21 protein-coding genes, 1 tRNA gene and 1 other RNA gene are annotated in these 23,376 nt (G+C 51.5%); 7 read left to right on the top strand and 16 right to left on the bottom strand.

The annotated features are described in order from the left end of the window. Window positions 1-25 precede the first annotated feature (25 nt). From U9S71_RS15490 to U9S71_RS15480, 3 genes are all read left to right on the top strand, one after another. Window positions 26-871, top strand: a complete 846-nt coding sequence (locus U9S71_RS15490) for a ThuA domain-containing protein (RefSeq protein ID WP_326328497.1) — start codon at window positions 26-28, stop codon at window positions 869-871. Between the two features lie 29 nt (window positions 872-900). Continuing rightward, complete coding sequence (locus tag U9S71_RS15485) at window positions 901-2,322, top strand: Gfo/Idh/MocA family protein (protein WP_326328496.1); 1,422 nt, start codon at window positions 901-903, stop codon at window positions 2,320-2,322. A gap of 115 nt (window positions 2,323-2,437) precedes the next feature. Then, the gene (locus U9S71_RS15480) at window positions 2,438-3,829 is read left to right on the top strand and encodes a putative oxidoreductase C-terminal domain-containing protein (RefSeq protein ID WP_326328494.1); all 1,392 of its coding nucleotides are present in this window, start codon (window positions 2,438-2,440) and stop codon (window positions 3,827-3,829) included. Between the two features lie 17 nt (window positions 3,830-3,846). Here U9S71_RS15480 and U9S71_RS15475 read toward each other — a convergent pair whose 3' ends face one another. After that, window positions 3,847-4,905, bottom strand: a complete 1,059-nt coding sequence (locus tag U9S71_RS15475) for a dipeptide epimerase (protein ID WP_326328493.1) — start codon at window positions 4,903-4,905, stop codon at window positions 3,847-3,849. 5 nt (window positions 4,906-4,910) lie between these two features. Next, a complete protein-coding gene (locus tag U9S71_RS15470; RefSeq protein ID WP_326328492.1) occupies window positions 4,911-6,164 on the bottom strand; it encodes a C40 family peptidase in 1,254 nt (417 codons plus the stop codon). 140 nt (window positions 6,165-6,304) lie between these two features. On the opposite strand from U9S71_RS15470, the gene U9S71_RS15465 reads away from it, so the two are divergent. Then, the gene (locus U9S71_RS15465) at window positions 6,305-7,330 is read left to right on the top strand and encodes a glycosylasparaginase (protein WP_326328629.1); all 1,026 of its coding nucleotides are present in this window, start codon (window positions 6,305-6,307) and stop codon (window positions 7,328-7,330) included. Here U9S71_RS15465 and U9S71_RS15460 read toward each other — a convergent pair. Both U9S71_RS15460 and U9S71_RS15455 read right to left on the bottom strand, forming a co-directional pair. Beyond that, window positions 7,304-8,185 carry a cupin-like domain-containing protein gene (locus U9S71_RS15460; protein WP_326328491.1) on the bottom strand — a complete coding sequence of 294 codons (882 nt, stop codon included), beginning with the start codon at window positions 8,183-8,185 and terminating at the stop codon, window positions 7,304-7,306. The two genes, U9S71_RS15465 and U9S71_RS15460, sit on opposite strands and share 27 nt — an antisense overlap. Continuing rightward, window positions 8,172-9,725: a phytoene desaturase family protein gene (locus U9S71_RS15455; protein WP_326328490.1), complete on the bottom strand. Its 1,554-nt coding sequence runs from the start codon at window positions 9,723-9,725 to the stop codon at window positions 8,172-8,174. Before U9S71_RS15455 ends, U9S71_RS15460 begins: the two co-directional genes overlap by 14 nt. Window positions 9,726-9,829: 104 nt before the next feature. Between U9S71_RS15455 and U9S71_RS15450 the strand changes: the two genes are divergently transcribed. Further along, on the top strand, window positions 9,830-10,564 hold the full coding sequence (locus U9S71_RS15450; protein WP_326328489.1) for a copper homeostasis protein CutC: 735 nt from the start codon (window positions 9,830-9,832) through the stop codon (window positions 10,562-10,564). Window positions 10,565-10,587: 23 nt separating this feature from the next. On the opposite strand, the gene U9S71_RS15445 is transcribed toward U9S71_RS15450, so the two are convergent. Together U9S71_RS15445 and U9S71_RS15440 are read right to left on the bottom strand one after the other, a co-directional pair. Further along, a complete protein-coding gene (locus U9S71_RS15445) occupies window positions 10,588-10,770 on the bottom strand; it encodes a spore protein (protein ID WP_326328488.1) in 183 nt (60 codons plus the stop codon). Between the two features lie 26 nt (window positions 10,771-10,796). Then, window positions 10,797-10,867, bottom strand: a tRNA-Cys gene (locus tag U9S71_RS15440). A gap of 228 nt (window positions 10,868-11,095) precedes the next feature. Between U9S71_RS15440 and U9S71_RS15435 the strand changes: the two genes are divergently transcribed. Beyond that, entirely contained in the window at window positions 11,096-11,740 is a 645-nt protein-coding gene (locus U9S71_RS15435) for a porin family protein (RefSeq protein WP_326328486.1), read from the top strand. Between the two features lie 75 nt (window positions 11,741-11,815). Here U9S71_RS15435 and rpsJ read toward each other — a convergent pair whose 3' ends face one another. From rpsJ to U9S71_RS15385, 10 genes are all read right to left on the bottom strand, one after another. Next, window positions 11,816-12,121, bottom strand: coding sequence for a 30S ribosomal protein S10 (gene rpsJ, locus U9S71_RS15430; protein ID WP_090632042.1), 306 nt, complete (start codon window positions 12,119-12,121; stop codon window positions 11,816-11,818). Window positions 12,122-12,187: 66 nt separating this feature from the next. Next, window positions 12,188-14,302, bottom strand: coding sequence for an elongation factor G (fusA, locus tag U9S71_RS15425; RefSeq protein ID WP_326328485.1), 2,115 nt, complete (start codon window positions 14,300-14,302; stop codon window positions 12,188-12,190). Window positions 14,303-14,432: 130 nt separating this feature from the next. Further along, complete coding sequence (gene rpsG / locus U9S71_RS15420) at window positions 14,433-14,900, bottom strand: 30S ribosomal protein S7 (RefSeq protein WP_326328483.1); 468 nt, start codon at window positions 14,898-14,900, stop codon at window positions 14,433-14,435. Window positions 14,901-14,919: 19 nt separating this feature from the next. Further along, window positions 14,920-15,306 carry a 30S ribosomal protein S12 gene (gene rpsL / locus U9S71_RS15415; protein ID WP_257657656.1) on the bottom strand — a complete coding sequence of 129 codons (387 nt, stop codon included), beginning with the start codon at window positions 15,304-15,306 and terminating at the stop codon, window positions 14,920-14,922. Window positions 15,307-15,426: 120 nt separating this feature from the next. Continuing rightward, a complete protein-coding gene (locus U9S71_RS15410; protein ID WP_326328479.1) occupies window positions 15,427-16,125 on the bottom strand; it encodes a hypothetical protein in 699 nt (232 codons plus the stop codon). A gap of 136 nt (window positions 16,126-16,261) precedes the next feature. After that, window positions 16,262-16,629: a transfer-messenger RNA gene (ssrA, locus tag U9S71_RS15405) on the bottom strand. Window positions 16,630-16,678: 49 nt separating this feature from the next. Beyond that, window positions 16,679-17,584 (bottom strand): hypothetical protein, encoded by a 906-nt coding sequence (locus U9S71_RS15400; RefSeq protein ID WP_326328477.1) that lies wholly within the window; start codon window positions 17,582-17,584, stop codon window positions 16,679-16,681. 234 nt (window positions 17,585-17,818) lie between these two features. Next, on the bottom strand, window positions 17,819-19,105 hold the full coding sequence (hisD, locus tag U9S71_RS15395) for a histidinol dehydrogenase (protein WP_326328476.1): 1,287 nt from the start codon (window positions 19,103-19,105) through the stop codon (window positions 17,819-17,821). A gap of 7 nt (window positions 19,106-19,112) precedes the next feature. Next, window positions 19,113-19,964, bottom strand: coding sequence for an ATP phosphoribosyltransferase (gene hisG, locus U9S71_RS15390; RefSeq protein WP_326328475.1), 852 nt, complete (start codon window positions 19,962-19,964; stop codon window positions 19,113-19,115). 278 nt (window positions 19,965-20,242) lie between these two features. Continuing rightward, complete coding sequence (locus U9S71_RS15385) at window positions 20,243-20,545, bottom strand: hypothetical protein (protein WP_326328474.1); 303 nt, start codon at window positions 20,543-20,545, stop codon at window positions 20,243-20,245. 372 nt (window positions 20,546-20,917) lie between these two features. Here U9S71_RS15385 and U9S71_RS15380 point away from each other — a divergent pair, with 372 nt between their 5' ends. Further along, window positions 20,918-23,374: a glycoside hydrolase family 31 protein gene (locus U9S71_RS15380; protein ID WP_326328473.1), complete on the top strand. Its 2,457-nt coding sequence runs from the start codon at window positions 20,918-20,920 to the stop codon at window positions 23,372-23,374. Window positions 23,375-23,376 lie beyond the last annotated feature (2 nt).

The raw sequence follows: 23,376 nt of genomic DNA, 5'->3' as shown, positions 1-23,376 counted from the left end.
TTAAAATGATATATTTATAGAGACGATGAAATTTAACTTTTTAGTACAATTAACCCGCGGGGTGCTACTCGGCCTGTCCTTATTGCTTTGTGCCCATGCCTCATTTGCCCAATCCGTAAACTGGAAAAAAATCAAGGTACTGGTGTATACTAAAAACGGGGTAGGGTTTGTGCACGACAATATCGAGAATTCCATCATCGCCCTGAAAGCGCTGGGCGAACAACACGGGTTTTCGGTCGACGCCACCGAAGACCCCTCGGTGTTTACCGATGCTAACCTGAAACAATACGATGCATTGGTATTTTCGAATACGAACAATGATGTCTTTGATACCGATGCACAGCGTGTGGCCTTGATGCGCTATATCCAAGCAGGAGGTGGCTTTGTAGGCATCCACTCGGCATCGGGCACCGAGCGCAATTGGAAGTGGTTTAAGCAGATGCTAGGGGGCACCTTCTATTGGCACGATAAATACCAGCCGTTTACGGTCAACATCATCGATGCCAAACACCCGTCGGTAGCTCATTTGCCCCGTAAATGGGTGCGGGTAAAGGGCGATGAGTTTTACTACGTGAAACAAATGAGCGTGAACCTGCATGTCGTGGCCGTGAATGATGCCACGACGTTGGCGGGGGAAGACGATCGACGCTCGGATACGTTCGGCGATGTTTTTCCGTCCGTTTGGTGCCACGAGTTTGATGGGGGCCGGGCCTGGTACACCTCGCTTGGCCATAGCAAAGAAGACTACAAGGATGATGAGTTCATGAAACACATTCTCGGTGGGCTCGAATGGGTGGTGAAAGGAACGAAAAAAAGAGACTATAGCAAAGCTTACGCAACCTCCCCGGACGATGTGGTGCGGGAACGTTGAATAATTTTCAGACGATAAAGAAGAATACCATGGATAAGAAACACAAGCCACTGAACAGACGCACATTCATCAAGCAATCGGCCGGTGGGGCGGCACTGTTGGCAGCGGCGTCTGCTTTCCCCACGATTGTGCCGGCATCGGTATTCGGGAAAAATGCACCGAGCAACCGCATCCAAATCGGGCAGATTGGCTTTGGCCGGATTGCCAAGTCGCACGACTTGCCTGAAGTGCTGAAACACGCATATGTGCGCGTCGTTGCCGTAGCCGATGTGGACAGCAGCCGCGCGGCGGCGGGCAAGGAATGGTTGGAGCAGCAGCAAGCGGAAAAGAACGGCGGGAAGCCGGCCGTCGATGTGCGAACGTACGGCGACTACCGCGACCTGATCGCTGCTAAAGATATCGATGCCGTGGTGATCAGTACACCGGACCACTGGCATGCCCAACCCGCTATGGAGGCTGCTATTGCAGGGAAGCACATTTACATGCAGAAACCTACATCGCTGACCATTAGTGAGGGGCGTACAATGGCCGATATGGTAGCCCGCAAGGGCGTGGTATTCCAACTGGGTAGCCAGCAACGTTCTGTACACCCATGGCCCCAGTTCAAACGGACATGCGAGTTGGTGCGTAACGGCCGTATCGGAACCATCAAGCGTGTCATTGTGGGGCTTCCGGGCGATCCGGCAGGTGGTAATCCGGTCGAGATGCCGGTGCCTGCAAATCTCGATTATGAACGCTGGCTGGGCTCCACGCCGCTTGTTCCCTATACACTCGATCGCGTACACTCCCAAACCGATATTTACGATCGCCCGGGTTGGTTGCGTTGTGAGCAATTCGGCGCAGGGATGATCACCGGTTGGGGCTCCCACCACCTTGATATCGCCCACTGGGGGATGGGTACCGAGTTGAGCGGACCGCTGGAGGCCGAAGGATGGGCAACGTTCCCTACCAGTGGCTTGTGGAACGTGCACGGCGATTTCGAAATACAGATGCGATACCCCAACGATGTGGTGATGGAGATTAGCGGAAAGCACCCCAATGGCGTGCGTTTTGAAGGAACCGAAGGCTGGATATTCGTGTCGCGGGGAAATGTGGGCGTTACAGCCACCGACCCGGGTGCCGCCGATGGCAAGGAAAACGAAGCTTTCAAGGCAAGCGACAGTAAAATACTTCAATCCGTGATTGGCGACAACGAAACCAAACTCTACGAAAGCCCCGAGCAACACCAGAACTGGTTGGAATGTATACGCAGCGGCAAGCAGACCATTAGCCATGTCGAAATCGCCCACCGCTCGGGGTCGGCTTGCCTCATTGCCCATGCAGCGATGAAATTAGGACGAAAACTGCGGTGGGATGCAAATAAGGAACGGTTTATCGGCGACGAGGAAGCCAATGCGCTCCTTTCCCGCCCGCAGCGGTTTCCCTATGGTACATCCTATGTAAAAGGATAGCTCCACTCCACCGGATCGTTGATGACCCTTATAGACAGATGGAATGATATCAGGTGAAAACAATAAAATAGATGAAAACCTGCATAAATTGCCGTAAAAAAACAAATTTATTCGAATGAAAAAGCAACCGACATTAGTTATCGTAATGGCTGTGATATGCCTTTCCGCATGCGGCCCCCGCGAAAATGATGTGCAACGCAAGGAAGTCCAATTGATTACCGTGGCACCTGGCCATTTCCATGCGGCACTGGTGCAGAAAAGGATGTATCCGCAGGTGGATAGCTTCGTCCATGTCTATGCACCCGAAGGAACCGAGTTGGCAGCTCACCTCGCCTTGATCGACCAATACAATACGCGCGAAGAAGCACCAACACAGTGGAACGAGGTCGTCTATACGGGGCCCGATTTCTTCGAAAAGATGTTGGAAGACCCAAAAGGCAACGTGGTGGTGCTGGCAGGTAACAACCGCGATAAAATCGACTACATCACCCGGTCGATCGATGCCGGGTTGAATGTGCTGGCCGACAAACCCATGGCCATCAATCCCGAAGGGTTTTCGAAGTTGGCCGACGCATTCGACAAGGCCAACGAAAAGGGCGTCTTGCTGTATGATATCATGACCGAGCGCTACGAAATCAATACGTTGCTACAAAAAGAGTTCTCGCAGGTAGCTGATTTTTTCGGCGGTATGGAAAATGGTACGGCCGACAACCCGGCCATTACCAAGGAGAGCGTACACCATTTCTTCAAAGAAGTATCGGGCAAGCCGCTCGTACGCCCCGTATGGTTTTATGATACCAAGCAGCAGGGCGAAGGACTGGTGGATGTAACGACCCACTTGGTCGATATGGTGCAATGGGAGAGCTTCCCCGGCGAGACCATCGACTACATGGAGGATATTCAGTTGGTTTCGGCTAAGCGGTGGCCCACGGTACTTACCCCAGCCCAGTTCGAACGTTCTACAGGTCAGTCGGAAATCCCGACATACCTCGGGGAGTCGATCGGCGATGATGGTAACCTTGCCGTATTTGCCAATGGGGAGATCAATTACACGTTGAAAGGTGTCCACGCCAAGGTGTCGGTCATTTGGAACTTCGAGGCCCCCCAGGGCACCGGTGATACCCATTATTCGATCATGCGTGGGAAATATGCCAACCTCATCATCAAGCAAGGTGCCGAAGAGCAATATAAGCCGGTGCTGTATGTGGAGTCGACGGGCGAGCGGGATACCGAGGCATTTGAGGCCGCGCTCACCCAAGCTGTTGAACAATTAGGCGCCGCTTACAAAGGACTGGCGTTCGAACCGGTAGCTGCGGGTCGGTACCGGATCACCGTGGACCCATCTTTCGTGACCACACACGAGGAGCATTTCGCGCAGGTGACCGAAAAGTACCTCGATTTTCTGCAATCGGGTACGATGCCCGAATGGGAAGTGCCCAACATGCTTGCTAAGTATTACTTGACAACGAAGGCACTGACAGAAGCGGAGACGATAGAGGCCCCTTAAACGGTCGCGCTGCCGGCTTAACCGGTCGCGGCCTCGTTTAACAGGATACCGATACCCGGGGTCTGCGGCAATACCACTTTGCCGTCTACCACTTCCATCCCTCGGTATGCATCGTTACGGATGAGGAGTGCGCCGTCCAGATCGGCCCAATCGACCATTGGCGATAATTGTGCGGCAGCAGAAATCGCACACGATGTTTCGGTCATACAGCCCAACATTACCTTCATGCCCAATGCCCGCGCCAATTCGGCCATCTGGTGCGCCTCGCGCATACCGGTGCATTTCATCAATTTGATATTGATGCCGCTGTATACGCCAAATGCCTTGCGCACATCGTCGAGTCGCTGCACGGCCTCGTCGCCAATGGTGGGTATGGGGCTATTTTCGGTAAGCCAGGCGTTATCGTCCACCTGCGCTTTGGGCATCGGCTGTTCGAGGAAAACGACCCCGCGATCGGCCAGCCAATGCGCCATCTCGAGTCCTTCTTCCCGATGTTTCCACCCTTGGTTCACATCCGCGCAGAGCGGCTTGTCGGTTACTTCGCGGATGGTTTCGATCATCATCTTATCCGTGTCGAGCCCCAATTTCACTTTCAGCATCTTGTAAAGCGCCGCCTCGTGCACCTTTTGCCGCACCACTTCGGCGGTATCGATGCCAATGGTAAACGAGGTGTTGGGGGTGTCCGCTGGATTGTACCCCCATATCCGGTGCCAGGGTTGGTTCATCATCTTTCCCAGCAGGTCGTGCAAGGCGATATCCACCGATGCTTTGGCTGCCGTGTTTTTCGGCGCAAGCTGGTCGATATAAGCTAAGATGTCCGCGGTATGGAACGGGTCGCTGAACCCAGAAAGGTCCACCCGGTCTAGAAACGCCAGCACCGTTTCGTGCGATTCGCCCAAGTAGGGTGGCATCGAGGCCTCGCCATAGCCGACAACCCCGTCGTATTCCAGCTCAGTGAGGACGACGGGAGTGGTGCTGCGCGAACCCGCGGCAATGGTGAAGACGTGCCGGAGCTCAAGGGTATATGGACGGTATCTGAGCGTAAATTTACCGAACTTGCGGGTGATGGTTTGCATGGCTATTAGCGGTTGTCTGTCGTGGCCGACTGGTAAAACGAGTTTGAAGCGACGGGTTGCAGACCCGGGTCGTCTTGTCCCACATACCTCCGGGCGCTCACTAATGTGCGTGATTGGAAATCGCTGTAATTGGGCGCATTGGGGAGCATGCTATTGATGCGTACGGTGCCCGCAGCATGAATAAACTCACCCTTGCCCAAGTATAAAGCGACATGGGTAATGCGCGCATCGGGCGACCGCCCTTTGCCCGAAGCGAAAAAAAGCAGGTCGGCCGGACGCAGGTTCCGGAGTGCTTTACGGATGTCTAATTCACCGGCCGATAAGATGTCGATGGGCTCGCCGACCAGCACCTGCTGCGAAGCATCGCGCGGGATGATCACCCCGTTCATCAGGTAGGCTGTTTTGGTAAAACCACTGCAGTCGACACCTTTTACCGAGGTGCCCCCCCAAAGGTAGGGTACCCCCATCATCGATTTGGCAATGGTCAGCACGTTTTCGGCGGTGACCTCCCGTGTACCCAACCATGCATCAAATGGGCGGACCAGTTCATTGTCGACGTAAGCAAGGCGGCCGTCGGGGTATTGTACATGGTAAAAGTTGCCCGACTGGCCCAAGGTGGTCAGTAAATTGCCCATCACCAAGTCTGACACCCGAAGCGATTGGTGGTCGGGCTGCGAATAGGAATACCCGAAGTCGGCCGTGACAATCACTCTATTAGCCGATTTCCATCGCTTTACTTCCAACGGTGTCATGGGGGTGATGGACGATGTAGCCACCCAGGCAATGTACCCTTCCGGGGTACGGACGCGGTAGTAACCGTGTTGCTTTTGCAGCAGGTCAACCGTGGCGCCCAACAGTACCTGCGATGCTAATTCCGCCTGGTTCCCCGGCGTGACGCGCAAGTTGGCAACGGAAAGGTTGACTATCCCCGAAACATTCTCCCCTACGCCGCTATCGGGCAATAGATTTATCGTTATCTTTGTTTCAGCAATGTGATGATCGGCCAGCCGTTCTCGGAAAGAAGGCAATGCCTCCGCTTCTGTCGTAATCACTTCGTATCGGGCTGACGAGCCGTCTTCCGGCGACTGCAGCTCAAAAAGGGCTGTCCGTTTGTCGGGCGCATATTCGGCTTTTACTTCTTCGATAATGTGCGTTATTTTGTGGTATTCAGTAGAATCCTGCACAGAAACCTGCGCGTGCGCTGTTAAGCCGGGAGACCAATGGAGTAGTGTTATTAGAAATATATATAGGATTTTCATGCTCAGATACGTTTTGTACGAAGTTAAGTGATAATTCGTTATTGAACAATTATTATGAGAAAAATCGTTTTAAGCGTGGGAATTACCGCATGAATAGGCATATCGTAAGGCTGGGCCGAGGCAAAGCGAAAAAACAAAGGATGATCGACAGAAGGACTTTTATAAAAACCGGGACCATCGGTGCTTCGGTACTTTCCATGGGCGCGATAGCGACGGCCTGCGCTGAAAGGCAAACTTCAGGGGGTACGGTCAACAAACCCATCGTAATCTCGACATGGGATTTCGGTGTGGCGGCCAACCAAGCCGCTTGGCCGATACTGAAGGACGGCGGGAGCGCTTTGGATGCCGTGGAAGCCGGTGTCCGGGTACCAGAGGCCGACTTGTCGAACCTCACCGTGGGTAAAGGTGGGTATCCGGACCGCGACGGCCATGTCACACTGGATGCATGTATCATGGACGATCAGGGTAATTGTGGGTCTGTCGCGGCGTTGGAACATATTGCCCATCCGATTTCCGTAGCGCGACTGGTGATGGAAAAGACACCCCATGTGATGCTCGTGGGTGAAGGGGCGCTACAGTTTGCCCTGGAAAACGGGTTTGAACGAGAGGAACTCCTCACACCCGAAAGCGAGGCCGCTTGGAAGGCGTGGCTTAAGGAAGGTAAATATGAGCCCGTTATCAACATTGAAAACAAATCGTTCGCCACGGATAGGCTGCCGGGCAACCGATACAACCACGATACCATCGGTATGCTGGCATTGGATAGCAGCAGTAACCTTTCCGGCGCGTGTACCACCAGTGGTATGGCTTTTAAAATGCGGGGCCGGGTAGGAGACAGCCCCATTATCGGCGCAGGCCTTTATGTGGATAATGAGGTGGGTGGCGCCACTGCGACGGGCGTTGGCGAAGAGGTAATCCGCACCGTGGGCAGCTTTTTGGTCGTGGAACTGATGCGGCAGGGACGGTCACCGCGCGACGCGTGCCGCGAAGCCGTAGAGCGTATCATCAACAAGAAGCCCGAAACTGCAAAGAAAATCCAGGTCGGCTTTCTGGCGTTGAATAAGAAGGGCGAGTATGGGGCATTCTCCTTGCAAAAAGGTTTCTCGTATGCGGTTTGCGATGCAAACCAGCAAGATTTGCTAGTGGCTGGAGAGCACGTTTTTTGATAGCGCCCGCTGCGTTCGCCGATAGGCCCACCGTTCCTTGAAGTCTAGCCAGTTTTGACCCCGTAACTTCCGCATGGTGTTGTCCACAACCCGCATCACGAAGACATTATATAGCATTTGTGTCATCCGCCGCGGGGTACGCGGTAGCGCCCGCAGCGTCATGGAAAAGCCGCCGTCGAGGTAGGTGATGTAATGCCACCATCCGCTCGGTATATAAAGGGCATCGCCGTGTTTCATATGCACTTCATACCCTTGTACGTTCTTCAGTGCGGGGTATTGTTCGAAGTCGGGATGGTCCAAGTCTATCTTGTCGATATTATGTATCGAAAAGGGCACCTTGTACAGGTTTTTGCTTTGGTCAGGTCCAAAGAGTACGACCCGTTTATTGCCCTCGAAATGGATGTGTAGGTTGTCTGGTAAATCGATGTCGTAATGAGGGAAAACCTTGGATAGTCCACCGCCAAAGAACAACGCCGGTAACCGTTTGAAGAATTTCAGCCCGATATCGGGGTACTCGAAGTCTTCGAGTAACTGCGGGCAATGGTCCTTCAGCGTGTAGAAAAAAATCCGGAGATCGGTCGGTTCCGTTTTGAGCAAATCGATATAATCGCCAAACCGCATTTTCATCACCGGTTCATAAACACTTTCCTTCCCTTCGGCAGGCTTGTTATTATATAACGGGACGGTCTGCTCGCCAGCGAGGGCTTTGATATGGTCAAATGTCCATTTTCCGTTCCACGTATCGGTGAGACGTTCGATGAGTACCGGCTGTTGCGTGCGGTAGTATCGTTTGAGGAATTCCTGTTTGGGTATCGGCTGTATACGTTCGAGGGGGGTGAGATTAAGCGCTGTCATATACATCGAGGGTTTTCAATCCGTTTTTTTTATTGATTTTCTGAAGGAGGTATTCCCTGCCCAGTATTTCCGAACAGGTTAGCACGGCACAAATGGTTACCCCCAGGATGCCATGCATGTTGACACTTTGTCCGGTGAGCAACAGGTTCTTGACCTTGGTGCGGGGAGGGAGGTTGTTTTTCAACGGCTGGTTAGCGTCCTTTACGAAGCCGTACATCCCACCCGTTTCGCTGCCGATATAATCGCGGTAGGTGAGTGGGGTAGACGTGTATGTGGCTCGGATGTGCTTCCGTAAGTCGGGGAATTTCTTTTCCAGCTCGTTGAGCATGGCCTCCGTTTTCCGTTGTTTGAATTGCTCGTAACCATGTCCCCGGTCAGTTGTCGATGCGACCGTATTATGGGTGGTTGCCCATTTGGCTACTTCATCATACCGCATGTACGTGAATACGGTCATTGCCTCTGCCCATCGGTCGTTCGCGCTTTTTGCGTTCATCGACACCATGTACCCCCGGGGCCAATCGGCCTCGCGGTAATCGATATTGCCCCATACGCTGGCTTCGTCTTTGAAATGGTAGAAATTGTGGTTGAGGTAAGGAACGCGGCCGGGCTTCAGCACGATATAGAGGCTGAACGATGAAATGGTATCTTCCGCCTGCCGGATGTGGTTGGCGTACGATTTCCTTATGGGGTAATCGCCCATGAGGCGAAGTGTTTGCTTCGGATCGATGTTGGAGACGAATGTTTTCGCCCGATACGTTTTTCCGTCGCTGGTTGTTACCGCCCGGAGCAGGTCGCTTTCGATGTGGAATTGAGACACCTCTTTATATTTGAGTGTTTTGCCACCGTTTTTATGGATTTCCTTGATGAGCAGCTTGGCAATCTGGCTACCACCGTTTATGCACCGCCACGCACTTTCGATGTAAGAGTTAATCGATAGTGCATGCACAAAAAAAGGCGTTTTCTCGGCCACGCCGGCATACAACAGGTTAGCACCAGCGAGGACGGCACGCAATTTCGGATTGGTGGTACAGTTGTTTATCACATCGCGGACTTTCAAACCCAATGTTTCCTCGTCCCATTGGTAGGTGGCTTGGCCGTCGAGGTGATAGAGCGGAAATTGTTGGCAAACCGTTTGCACCCGACTGTAAAACTGAGTGATACCGCTTCGCTCGTCGGGAAAATACCGGCAGAGCTGATCGATGAAGTTTGCGCCGCCTTGTGCGTAAGGGTATTCGTTAGCGTCATTGTCGAAGGTGATCCGGTCGAAGCCATCCCGGTCCATCCGTTTTAGACGGAGCTTGTCGGCGATACCGAGATAGTTGAAATACTGGTAAAGGTTTTGGCCCGTTTCTAGTCCGCCCAGGTAGTGCACCCCTGTATCGAAAATACATCGGTTGCGCACGAACGTCTGGAGATTACCGCCGTATTGCTTGTTTTTTTCCAATACCAATACGCTGAGCCCTTCTTTGGCCAAAATCGTGGCACAGACGAGCCCCCCCAGACCACTGCCGATGACGATGATATCGAACGATTCGCGCATACAGCGGTAAAGATAAGGATTTGTTGGATGCGATTTTTGCTTTGCCGCATTGCATATAAAAGTTAATTTACCTAGGTTTGGGGCAACAAACAATCAAAAGAACCATGAGTAAAACCTACCAATTAGAGATTTGTGCCAATTCGGTATTATCAGCTTTGAATGCGCAGGAAGGCGGTGCCGACCGCGTGGAACTCTGCCAGAACCTTGAATCGGGCGGAACGACACCCTCATTGGGACAGGTGTGGCTTGCCCGTGGAGGTCTGTCTATCGGTGTACACGTCCTTATCCGGCCGCGGGCGGGCGGTTTTCTGTATTCTGATATCGAGTTTTTAGAAATGAAAGCGGATATTATGTTTTGTAAGGAGGCGAAATGCGATGGGGTGGTTATCGGTATGTTGCTCGTAGATGGGCAGGTCGATACCGTACGTATGGCCGAACTGATTGAGCTTGCTCGGCCCATGCACGTGACCTTTCACCGGGCATTTGACCGCTGCCGGGACCCGTTCGAAGCTTTGGAAGTCATTATCGGCCTCGGTTGCGACCGTCTGCTCACATCGGGCATGAAAGACACGGCTGCGGAAGGCGCCGAAACGATCGCGCGACTGGTTGAACAAGCCAATGGTCGGATCGAAGTGATGCCCGGGTCGGGTATCAACGAAGAAAACATCCTTCAAATCGTGGCATCTACCGGGGCTAGTTCGTTCCACACGTCGGCCAAGGTCGAACAGGAAAGTACGATGGGTGATCTCGGTGGTGAGGTCGGAGGGATGGGCGACACCACCTGGGTGTCTGCAAAAGAAAAAATCCGCCAAATGGCGGATATGTTAAAAAGTCGTTAGAAAAGCCGAACCAAACGGTAGGCTTATTTTTTCAATGCTGCTTCCAGTTGGTCAAGGACAGCGTTGTTCTTAACAATCTGGCTGCCGGCCGGCATTTTAGAACGGCTGCCGGTCTCAAGGTTGCGGCCAAGTTTCAAAAACTGTACTTCGTTCTTTGCTACGACCTTATTTCTTCTGTCTTTTCTTTTTAAGCGTGTAACTCCCATTTTTTTATTCTTTTGTCATAAAAACGAGGTCGGAAGCGGATTCGAACCGCTGTAAAAGGTTTTGCAGACCTCTGCCTAGCCACTCGGCCACCCGACCCTTCGCTAAAGGACTGCAAAGCTAAGATAAATTATTGATAATAGGAAAGACGTGATGCATTTAATTCCATTAGTGTATAATAATCCATACACTCGCCCAAATGATTCGTTTGAAATATAGACGACTGATAATTAATTGATTAAGCAAGCGTGGCCAATCGTGGCGCATATCTTGTAATTCACTGTCTAAGTTTTAAACACGAGTATAAACGAAAAGGAGAAAGTAGAAATGAAAAAGTTATTATCAGTATTAATTGCATTAGGTGTTTCAATAGGGGCTTTTGCCCAGGAGACCAGCTTTGGTGTGAAGGCAGGCGTGAATTTGGGGAAGTATAGCAACGTGCCGGATGAGGCAAAGGACTACCAGAAGATGAACCCTTCTTTTTATCTCACAGGATATGCGGATTTGCCCGTGGCACCGCAGTTCTCGATTCAGCCGGGCATCTCTTTGCAGGGTAAAGGGAGCAAGTTCTCGTACGACGGGGATGGGCTGGATGGTAGTGTGACAAACAATGTGATGGATCTGGAGATTCCAGTGAATGCCGTTTACTACATCCCTACGGGCGGTGCTGGATCGGTATTCCTGGGGGCTGGACCGTATGCTGCTTATTCGCTGAGTGGAAAGGTGAAGGCTAAAGGGAATGTAGGAGACGTAGGTGGCGAGAACGAATACGACCTGGATTTCGGTGGTGATGACAGGGACCAGAACGCATTTGACTTCGGATTGAATTTTATGGCCGGTTACCGGTTGGCGGGTGGTTTCACTATCAACGCAGGCTATGGCCTCGGTTTGGCCAACTTGTCGCCAAGCGATAACAGCGACAACAAGTTTTCCAACAGGGTGTTGTCATTCGGTGTTGGTTTTCAATTGTAACCAAACAAAGGTTTAAACTAAAAAGGCCGGGCTCGTGTAAAACGAGCCCGGCCTTTTTAGTTTGCAATGAAACCGTCACACCTTGATTTCAACCTCAACACCGCTGGGTAGCTCAAGCTTCATCAGCGCGTCTACCGTTTTGGAGTTGGAGCTATAGATGTCCAACAGTCGTTTGTATGCACAGAGCTGGAATTGTTCACGGGCTTTTTTGTTCACGTGTGGTGAACGCAAAACCGTGTATACTTTCTTTTCTGTTGGCAAGGGAATGGGACCACTTACCACAGCACCTGTGGGTTTTACTGTTTTCACGATTTTCTCGGCAGATTTATCCACCAGATTGTAATCGTACGATTTCAATTTGATTCTGATTCGTTGGCTCATGTTATTTAGTTAAAAGTGAAGGCTGCCCGTTAGAGCTATTTACAACCAAGCAGCCTATCGTGTTAATTAAGCGTTTATTTTTCCTTTTGCCTTGGCAATCACTTCCTCTTGTACGTTTTTAGGCGCCTCAGCATAGTGGTCGAACTCCATCGTGGACGTAGCCCGTCCAGACGTAATCGTACGTAGCTGGGTTACATATCCGAACATTTCCGAAAGTGGCACAAGCGCTTTGATCACCTGTGCGCCGGCACGGGTATCCATACCTTGCAGCTGACCACGGCGACGGTTAAGGTCGCCCATTACGTCACCCATGTTTTCTTCTGGCGTGAGCACTTCAATTTTCATGATGGGCTCCAAAAGCACGGGTTTACATTTCGGCAAAGCCTCGCGATAAGCGGAACGCGCACAAATTTCGAAAGAGAGCGAGTCGGAGTCGACCGCATGGAAAGACCCGTCAATGAGACGCACCTTTAACGCGGTAAGCGGGAAGCCGGCCAATACACCGTTTGCCATCGAAGACTCGAAGCCTTTTTGTACGGAAGGAATGTACTCCTTAGGAATAGCACCACCGGTGATTTCATTGACCCATTGGAGTGGTGATTTGCTCACGTCATAATCTTCGTCTACCGGAGAAACAACAAACTGGATGTCTGCAAATTTACCACGGCCACCCGTTTGTTTCTTGTAAGTTTCACGGTGCTGAACCGTTCCGGTAATTGCTTCCTTGTAGGCTACCTGAGGTGCGCCCTGGTTCACTTCAACCTTAAACTCACGCCGCAACCGATCGATGAGGATATCCAGATGAAGTTCACCCATGCCGGAAATGACCGTTTGTCCAGTCTCTTCGTCCGTTTGGACACGGAACGTAGGATCTTCCTCGGCCAGTTTGTTCAATCCTACACCCAATTTATCGATATCCGCCTGCGTTTTCGGTTCGATGGCCAAGCCGATAACCGGGTCTGGAAAGTTCATGGATTCCAATATAATCGGGTGCTTCTCATCGCATAGGGTATCTCCGGTTTTGATGTCCTTGAAGCCTACTACTGCGCCGATATCACCCGCGCTGATGTTTGCAATCGGATTTTGCTTATTGGCATGCATTTGGAAAATGCGCGAGATACGTTCTTTGTTATCCGAGCGGGTGTTGTACACGTAAGACCCGGCGTCCAAGCTGCCTGAATACACCCGGATAAAACATAGGCGGCCTACAAAGGGATCCGTTGCAATCTTGAATGCTAAGGCAGAAAAAGGTTCCTTCACGTCTGGTTTACGCAGTAATTCAACGTCTGTACGTGGGTCGGTACCCCTTATGCCTTCTTGGTCCATCGGCGAAGGCAGCAGTTCCATCACGAAATCGAGCATCGTCTGTACGCCTTTATTCTTAAAGGAAGAACCGCATACCATGGGCACGATGCTATTATCCAGCACTGCTTTACGCAACGCATCCAGCAGTTCACGCTCCGTAATCGAGTTCGGGTCATCGAAGAATTTCTCCATCAATGATTCGTCATAGCCGGCTACTGACTCCAATAATTTCTCGCGCCACTCGGCAACTTCGTCGAGCATATCGTCGGGAATGGGAACTTCCGTAAAGGTCATCCCTTTATCTTCCTCGTTCCATACGATACCGCGGTTGTTGATCAGGTCGACTACGCCTCTGAAGTTATCTTCGGCACCGATAGGCAATTGCAAAGGCACAGCTTCTGAGCCGAGCATCTCCTTCACTTGCTTAACCACGTTCAGGAAATCTGCGCCCGAGCGGTCCATTTTATTGACAAACCCTATCCGGGCTACGTTATAGTTGTTGGCCAACCGCCAGTTGGTTTCGGATTGCGGCTCCACGCCGTCAACAGCCGAAAACAGAAATACCAACCCATCCAACACCCGCAACGAACGATTCACCTCAACGGTAAAGTCAACGTGTCCAGGCGTGTCAATGATGTTCATGTGGTACTTTTGGCCCCGGTAATTCCAGTCTACCGTCACGGCGGCCGACGTGATCGTAATGCCGCGTTCTTGTTCCTGAGCCATCCAGTCGGTCGTGGCCGACCCTTCGTGCGTTTCGCCGAGTTTGTGGTTTACCCCGGAGTAAAACAGGATACGCTCGGTGGTGGTGGTTTTACCGGCATCAATGTGCGCGGCAATACCGATGTTTCTTGTGTATTTTAAATCCCTTGACATAATGTTCTGAGATAATCCGCTGTATGCGGATGTGATCAAATTGCGTCATAAAAAATACACCGACTTTAGTGGATAAGATTGCTTTCCTCTAAAAATCGGTGTAAGTTCATTTGTGCTGTGTTATTAATGCTTAAAACCGGAAATGCGAGAATGCTTTATTGGCTTCGGCCATCCGGTGGGTGTCTTCCTTTTTCTTAACGGCAGCACCTTCGCCTTTGGATGCAGAGATGATCTCAGCGGCCAGTTTTTCGTACATGGTCTTTTCGCCACGTTTGCGGGCGAAGCTGATCAACCATTTCATGCCCAAAGCAATCTTACGCTCCGGGCGTACCTCTGTAGGAACCTGGAAGTTAGCTCCACCTACGCGGCGCGACTTCACTTCTACTGCAGGCATGACGTTGTTCAATGCTTTTTTCCAAGTTTCCAAGCCGTTTTCGCTGGTCTTCTTTTCGACCAAATCCATCGACTTGTAAAATATGCTGTAAGCAAGTGATTTCTTGCCGTCAACCATCATGTTGTTGACAAAGCGGGTTACCTGTGTTTCATTAAACTTCGGGTCAGGCAGGATAATCCGTTTTTTTGGTTTTGACTTTCTCATCTTCTTGTCCTCCGTTTAATTATTTAGCCTGTCCTGGTTTCGGACGCTTTGTGCCATATTTCGAGCGCCGTTGGTTACGTCCTGCAACGCCCGAGGTATCCAACGCACCACGGATAATGTGATAGCGCACACCAGGCAAGTCTTTCACCCGCCCGCCGCGGATCAACACGATAGAGTGTTCCTGTAGGTTGTGGCCTTCACCAGGAATGTAGGCGTTCACCTCTTTACCATTGGTAAGACGTACACGCGCCACTTTACGCATTGCTGAGTTTGGTTTTTTAGGGGTAGTGGTATACACGCGTGTGCATACGCCTCTTCGCTGTGGACAGCTGTCCAACGCTGGGGACTTACTCTTGTCTTCCAGAGCTACTCTACCTTTTCTAACTAATTGTTGAATAGTAGGCATTTACCTTTTTTTAATTTATTGCTTTTATCCTAAAACTATTTTAAGGACGGCAAAGGTAGATAGATTATTTTTGATTATCAAGGGGTTCGGTAAAAAAGTATGCCCCGAACCCCGCAATGCTTATATTTCTTCGAGTGCCACCTCGATACTGGTGTAATATAGGGTGGTTCTGCCCTCGAAACCCGAATCGGTACCCACCACCAACCAGAGGACCCCCTGGTGATCGGTTTCGGCAGAAAACCCACCGGTTCGCTCAATGGATGTATATACATCGCCGTCTGTGCCGTTTGCGACGTCGCCTATAACCACCATATCGGTGCCGTCCGTGCAGCATTGTTGTATTTTGCCGATGTTCATGCGGTAAAAATTCTCTTCATCGGCTGATGATACGGGCTTGTCGGCCGTCAGTCCAACGCCCAAACCTACCGATTCGCCGGGAGCGCCACCGGCACCCACGCCGCCAGTCGGCGCGTTGGATGCCAGCCGGATCTTGAACCGTCCGTGGTACCGTACACCCGGCTTTAACCCCTGCACGCGTTTGGTAAGGAACATGAAAAGGTCGTCACTGCGGTTCATCCCCGAAATACGGTATGCCGATTGTGCCTCATCCAACGGCGCAGGTAGCGGAGCTATTCCTTCCTCCAACTCATAGGTTTCGGCGTTATCCCCGCTATATTCTGAAAAATCCGCCTGCCAGCCATCTTGACCTTCGGAGAAATCGGAATATACCGTAACCATTTGCTGGGAGCCTTCATTTTTCAAGCACGATGAAAAAACAAGCAACGCGATACTGACCCCACTGAAGAGTAACTTTCTCATAAAGATTTCGCTATTTTTTTGTGTTATTCATTGTTCTGCAAGGACAAACCGACAAGCTGTGCAATTGTTTTACAAAATCGGTCTTCATACAAAAAAACAAAACCCCTCGCGTTAGGCAAGGGGTTTTGTTTTTGTAAAGTGGATCCGGAGAGATTCGAACTCTCGTCCAGCCATGGTACAGCGTACGCTTTCTACATGCTTAGCTTCCGTTTAATTGTCGGGAAAGGGAAGGCCGGATGCTTGCCTGTACCGTTTTCCGTAGTTGCTTTATCTCATCGGCCTGCCACAACAACAGGCCAACCAGCTCCGTAATTCGGTGCCCCTGATGCTACGCTACGGAACCAAGCGCAAGCGGGACAAAAGCTGTGCTAATTCTAAATTAGGCAGCTAAGGCGTAGTTATTTTCGCCATTTACAAAGTTGAAAGTTGAGATTAAAGCGCCATACTCACAACGCGCTGCATGCTTACATAACCGTCTCCATCCTGTCAATTCCGGTCGGACCCTTGTTATGAAACTAAGGGCAAAGATACGGAATTTATTGGAATAAAATGGCTAGCTGTTTTCGCTCAGCCATATGTAGTAATCGCGCATCGCTTTACTCAATTGATGGCCGTGTGTACGGAGGTAGGTGGGTATCGCCGCTTTGAGGCCGTCCCAATCTTCGCGTATTTCCATGAGTTGGATAGCCATTCCATCAATGAGGTGAGCGAGTTTATCGTGGGGGTATGTTAATTTAACCTGGGCAGAGAGGGCCTCCAAATCAACGTTTTTCTCGTTAAGGTACGGAGCGAATGCTTCATCGAAAATGATAGAAGCTACTTTTTCCGCGGTTTTTCCGGCGCCTAATACCTGGTCTGCCGTAGCCATATCGTTAAGCAAAACGGCAAAACCGGGGTCGTTACTGGTGTTGGTGTGCTTGGCCAACAACCGGATCGCTGCTGGGGTCATCGGCGACGCTTGGGTGTGTAGGTATGCTTGCATCAAACGGGGTGCATTTTCCCGGTCCCCCGCATCGGCCGAGCCCATGATGAGGTTTTCCAACAATGCAGCCGAGCGATCGCCATTGTCGAACCGGGCAAGCAGCGTGTAATATTGCTTGTCGGGATTAAGGGCACATTTGATTTTAACCGCCAATTCGTACGGGTAGGGCTCATTGGCCACCCGGTGGACCAATTCCTGCTGCTGATTGTAAATCAAGTACAGGTCCTGCTCGCTTGGGTTTGTCTGCTGTTCGATGATGAAGTGAGCATCTAGGAATCGGGAAGTGTGCTGGTTCTCGAGTATATGGGCGGCCATGCCCTCGTGAGACTGGCTGATGACGAGAATGAGCTTGTCTGTCGCTTTGGCCGCCTCTACGGTCTGTTTGGCGGGACGAATAACTGCTCCGTTCGCGCTACCCGCTGCAAAATTTAGCGCCGGGATCGATACCAGGGCAATAATCAGGGTTTTCAATTTCATAACATTCAATCTTCTTATTTCGATTTAAAATAAAACGTCACAAAAGTGAATTTTTCCCCTTCGACCAACTGTAGGATTATGGCTACAGCCTACAAAGTGTTTATTCCGTATAGTTGTATGTTGTTTTGTTTATTGCTGCATATCAGTTATTTAGTCATCGGTTGACTGCTGTTCGATGAGGCGCATTCCCGTACGTTATAAATATAACTTTGTGGATGTTTGCCGACAGGTTGCTTAGCGTAGCCTGATCGAGACAGCGTTTTTATGCGCTTGCAATCCCTCCAGCTCCGCCAACACCTCTACCGTGGGGCCGAGGTGTTGCAGCCCTTCTGCCGTAATGTGCTGGAAGGTGATTTTTTTGACAAAGGAGTCGACCGATACGCCGGAATAAGAACGGGCAAAGCCGCTTGTGGGCAATGTGTGGTTGGTGCCGGAGGCGTAGTCGCCCGCGCTCTCGGGTGTGTTGTGCCCCACGAATACAGAGCCTGCATTCACCACCTTCCGCAATAGCGGTTGCCAGTCGTCGGTTTCGATGATCAGGTGCTCGGGGGCATACCGGTTGCTGAATGTGATGGCTTCATCTAGTGTGTCGCACCAAATCGCATACGAGTTGGCGATGGCTTTCGCCGCAATCGCGGCGCGTGGCAAGTCGGCAAGCTGCGCGGCGAGGGCGGCCTGCACATGGTCAATCAGTTGCTGATCGGTAGATACCAGCACGGCCTGGCTATCGGCCCCGTGTTCGGCTTGTGCCAGCAGGTCAGCGGCAACGTATGCTGGGTTGGCCGTATGGTCGGCAATGACCAGTACTTCAGAAGGGCCCGCGGGCATGTCGATGCTCACTTGGGTGAGCCCCTGTATAAGCCCCTTGGCCTTAGTGACGTATTGGTTGCCGGGTCCGAATACCTTGTCTACCTGCGGTACGCTGGCCGTACCATACGCCATGGCAGCCACGGCTTGTGCACCCCCTACGAGGTAAACCCGGTTGATCTGGAGCAGTTGAAGGCAGTACGCCACATAACCGTTGATGCGGCCGTCGGCCTGGGGTGGCGAGCAAACCACGATCTCTTTGCAACCCGCAATACGGGCGGGCACGCCGAGCATGAGCAGCGTACTGGGCAGTACCGCCGAACCACCGGGGATGTAGAGCCCCACCTTCTCGATGGGCCGCGGCTCCCGCCAGCATTTTACACCGGGCATGGTTTCCACTGTCCGCTCTTTGCGTTGCTGCGTTTCGTGGAAACGGTGAATGTTGGCAAAGGCAATTTCCAGCGCCCGCTGCTGCTCGCGCCCGATGGAGGTGGCTAGCGCAGCAATCTCGTCGGCGTCCAGATACAGGCGTTCCAGTTGCACGCCGTCGAACTCAGCCGCGTAGTTTCGGAGGGCAGCATCACCGTTCGTGCGTACGCTGTCGATAATGGCGGTGACCGACTGCTGTATCTCGTTCGATGGGTCCGTATTACGGGCAAGCAGCTGTTGGATATCCTGCTCTTGGAGCGATTGGTATCGGAATGTTTTCAACATGGCGTAATTACATGATGACTTTCTCTACGGGCATCACCACGATGCCTTGGGCACCGGCAGCTTTCAGCTTGTTGATTTTGTCCCAGAAGTCCTGTTCGGAGATCACAGTATGTACCGCCACCCAATTTTCCTCGGCCAACGGCACGATGGTGGGGCTTTTCACGCCGGGGAGCAGGGCGATGATCTCGTCGAGGCTACTGCGCTCCACGTTGAGCACCACGTATTTTGTTTCCGCCGCCCGTAATACCGACTGGATACGCTGGATCAGCTCGCGCACCACAGGGTTGCCGTCGATGCCGTTTTTGCTGATGAGGACGGCCTCCGATGTCATGACGTCGGCAAAAGGTTTGAGTCCATTGCTGCGCAGTGTGCCACCGGTAGAAACGATATCGAATATGGCATCACTCAGCTCCAATGCCGGTGAAATCTCTACCGATCCGGAAATGGTGCGGATATCGGCGGATATATTGTTTCCATCGAGGAATTTTTTGAGGGAAGTGGGGTAGGAAGTGGCAATAGCCTTGCCGTTGAGGTCGGCCAGTTCCTTGAATTCGCTGTGTGTTGGAACGGCAATCTTGAGGGTACACTTGCCGAATCCCAAGCGTTGGAGGTAGCGCACGTTGGCCTCGGTTTCGACGATAATATTTTCGCCCACGATGCCGAGGTCGGCAATCCCGTCTTGCACATACTCGGGGATATCGTCATCGCGGAGGAAGAGGATTTCCAATGGGAAATTCGCCACCGTGGTGATCAGTGAGCTTTTGTAGTTTTCGAAGGTCAAGCCGCAGTTTTTCAGGAGTTGAACTGATTTTTCGTTGAGCCTGCCGGATTTCTGTATCGCTATTTTCAAATTGTTCATGCGTTGATGATATTTTTTTAAACGCCAGCGGAGTTTACGGGTAATTCCATGCTGGTTTCATGCGTTTTTACTTATTAATTCGAGGAGATAAAAAACATTGGGTTTCAAATTGCTTCACGTAGAAACATACAAATTACATATCGCCGCAATGGCGATGGTGGTGTATGAACGGATGGATGAAAGCAAGCTGCATGTTTTCCATTAATAATCCATGAAGTTGGTGGGCAAATATAGGATGTAAATGTGGGGTGTGCAAATTTTTATTGTTTTACGCTTTCTCACCACGAGGCGACGTCTTTTCTTTTTTCCCGCTCTATGCCGCGGGGCTTATTCTTTCCCGCTCTGTGCCGCGGAGGCATGGCACTTGGAATGCACCCAAGTGCCCAAGGTGCTTCGGCTTGCCTGCTCTGTTGCAACCCGTTGCCGCATGCGCCGCAGCAAACCGAAGCCACCCCCACAAACCAACCCCTCCCTTCGTTCGTCGGTTCGCTATCGGGCATGCCTGGCTGCCGGTTGCTGCCTCCGCAGGCTAGGCCGTCTGCGTTCGGATAATACCTCCGGATGGCTTCGCCCCAACGCATCTAGCCTTACGCATGCTCGCCATAGGTATGACGATGGTGTTGAAGCATTGATAAGTCTGTGGTAGCTCCATTTGGCCATATGCAGTAGCGTTCGTTCGGAGGCAAGGCCTTGCGCTTTGGTTCTTTGGGGCAAGCCAAAGAACAGAACCATACCCCGCGGCATAGCGCGGAAAAGAAAAAATCACCATGGCTAGAAAGCGGAGGGAAGAACAGAACCATCTTGCGGCCAGTGACAACCACCGCACAGATATGCATAAATAAACAAACAATTGATAACTAGCAGGTTGGTTCACCGCCCTCATTTTATAAACCGATAAATTGTTTTAATTTCTCAAAACATGTACTTTGGCTAAAAATATGAGGTGATTATTTATGGCGAAGGATTCTATTAAACAACCAGAAACAGACGGAAACGGTGCTACCCCGGTATTGGAGGAAGGCGTACACCACGTGAATAACCCGGTATTGGATCTGCCGGAGATTGTGAAGAATTATTTGGGGCCTGTAGCGGGGTACCATCAGGAAAATAACAATTATTATTTCAATGACGGCAATGCCACGGTGGAGGTGAAGGTGGTGAGCGACGAGATCATCCGCGTGCGGCTTGCCCCGAGTGGCCAGTTTTTGGAGGACTTTTCGTATGCCGTTCCGAAAACCGACCAACATGTAACCGTGTACAACTTCGACGAAGACCAGCACGTGTACCGCGTAAAAACCAATACGGTGACCTGCGTAATCAACAAGGCCGATTTCCTGATTTCCTTCGAGGATCGGGAAGGGAAGGTGTATAATAAGGACCATTCGCCCATGCACTGGGAGGAAAACCCCGAGTTCGGTGGATATTATGTGTATAGCACCAAGGATGCCATGGCCAATGAAGCGTTTTATGGACTGGGCGACAAACCCACTCACCTCAACCTCCGTGGAGGGCGCTTTACCAACTGGAATTCGGATACCTATTCGTTCCAGTTCAACCAAGATCCGCTATATCGCAGCATTCCTTTTTATATCGGCTTGCACGAAGGGAATGCGTATGGTATCTTCTTCGACAACACGTTCAAAACCTATTTCGACTTCGCTGCCGAAGCACAAGATCAAACGAGCTTCTGGTCGGAAGGTGGCGAGCTGCAGTATTACTACATCCATGGGCCACACATGATGGACGTGGTGAAACGCTACCACAGCATCACCGGTACCCATTACCTGCCGCCGCTGTGGGCCCTCGGGTTCCACCAGTGCCGTTGGAGCTACTATCCGGAAAGCAAGGTGCGCGACCTCGCCAAGAACTTCCGCGACCGTAAAATTCCTTGCGATGCGATTTATCTCGATATCGACTACATGGACGGCTACCGGTGCTTTACATGGAACAAACACTATTTCCCCGATCCCAAAAAGATGATCAAGGAGCTGGCCGATGATGGCTTCCGCACGGTGGTGATCATCGACCCGGGTATCAAAGTAGACGAAAACTACTGGGTGTTCAAAGAAGGCAAGAAAAACCGCTACTTCTGTCGCCGCGGCGACGATTATTTCATGGAGGGCTACGTATGGCCCGGCCGTTGCCAGTTTCCCGACTTCACCAACAAAGAAGTGCGCGAATGGTGGGGCGGATTGTTCGAGGAACTGGTAGAGGCCGGCGTTGCTGGCGTATGGAACGATATGAATGAGCCGGCGGTGTTCGGTAGGGGTACCTTCCCCAATGATGTACGCCACAATTTCGATGGCCACCGGGGCTCGCACCGCAAGGCACACAACGTATACGGCATGCAGATGGTGCGTGCTACCTACGATGGCCTGAAGAAGCTTTTCCAAAAAAAGCGGCCATTCACCATTACCCGGGCCGCCTATGCCGGCACGCAGCGCTATGCATCGGTGTGGACGGGCGACAATGTTGCTACGTGGGAGCACCTCCGGTTGGGCGTACTGCAGTTGCAGCGGCTGTCGGTGTCCGGTTTGCCGTTCTGCGGAACAGATATCGGTGGTTTCAGTGGCGAGCCGGATGCTGAGCTCTTCACCCGATGGATACAGTTCGGCGTGTTCTCGCCATTTATGCGCGCCCATTCCGCCGGTGATACTTCCGAGCGCGAGCCGTGGAGCTTTGGTCCCGAAAGTGAAGCGCTGAATAGGAAGTTCATCGAATTGCGATATAAGCTACTGGCGTATATCTACTCCGTGTTTTGGGAACACACCAAATATGGTTTTCCCATTCTGCGGCCGGTAACGATGGTTGAACAGCACCTGGACAGCAACATCCAGCGCGAAGAAGAGTTTTGCTTCGGCGACAAGCTGCTGGTATCGCCGGTGCTGAACCCCGGGCAGCAGCGCAAAAAAGTGTACCTGCCCGAAGGCACGTGGTATGACTATTGGGAAGATGCCCGCTTCGAAGGCGGCAAGGAGCACGAGGTGGAAACGCCAATCGACAAGATGCCTATATTCGTCAAGGCCGGGACCGTCTTGCCCGAATATCCGGTGATGCAATATGTGCATGAAAAGCGCATCGAATCATTGAAGTTATTAGTATACCACACGGATAAGAAAACAAATTCATACCTTTATGAAGACCACGGCGATACGTTTGCTTACGAGCAGCATATCTATTTGGAGAAAAAGTTCGTGGTAAAAGGTACGTCCAAGGGCTTGACCATTGCGCAGCACATCGACGGACTGTATTCAGAGAAATATGACACGTACGACCTGCATTTGGTGGCCATGCCGTTTGAGGTGAAGCAGGTGGTGGTAGACGACAAGACAACAGCATTTGAAAAGGATGATGAAGGCCGTTATGTCGTCAACGTGCCGAAGGATTTCAGGAATATAGCTATTGCTTAAAA

Source organism: Parapedobacter flavus, assembly GCF_035818675.1.
Taxonomy (GTDB): Bacteria; Bacteroidota; Bacteroidia; order Sphingobacteriales; family Sphingobacteriaceae; genus Parapedobacter; species Parapedobacter flavus.
Note: the sequence above shows the minus strand (reverse complement) of the source record. Positions and strands in the feature narration are given on the sequence as shown.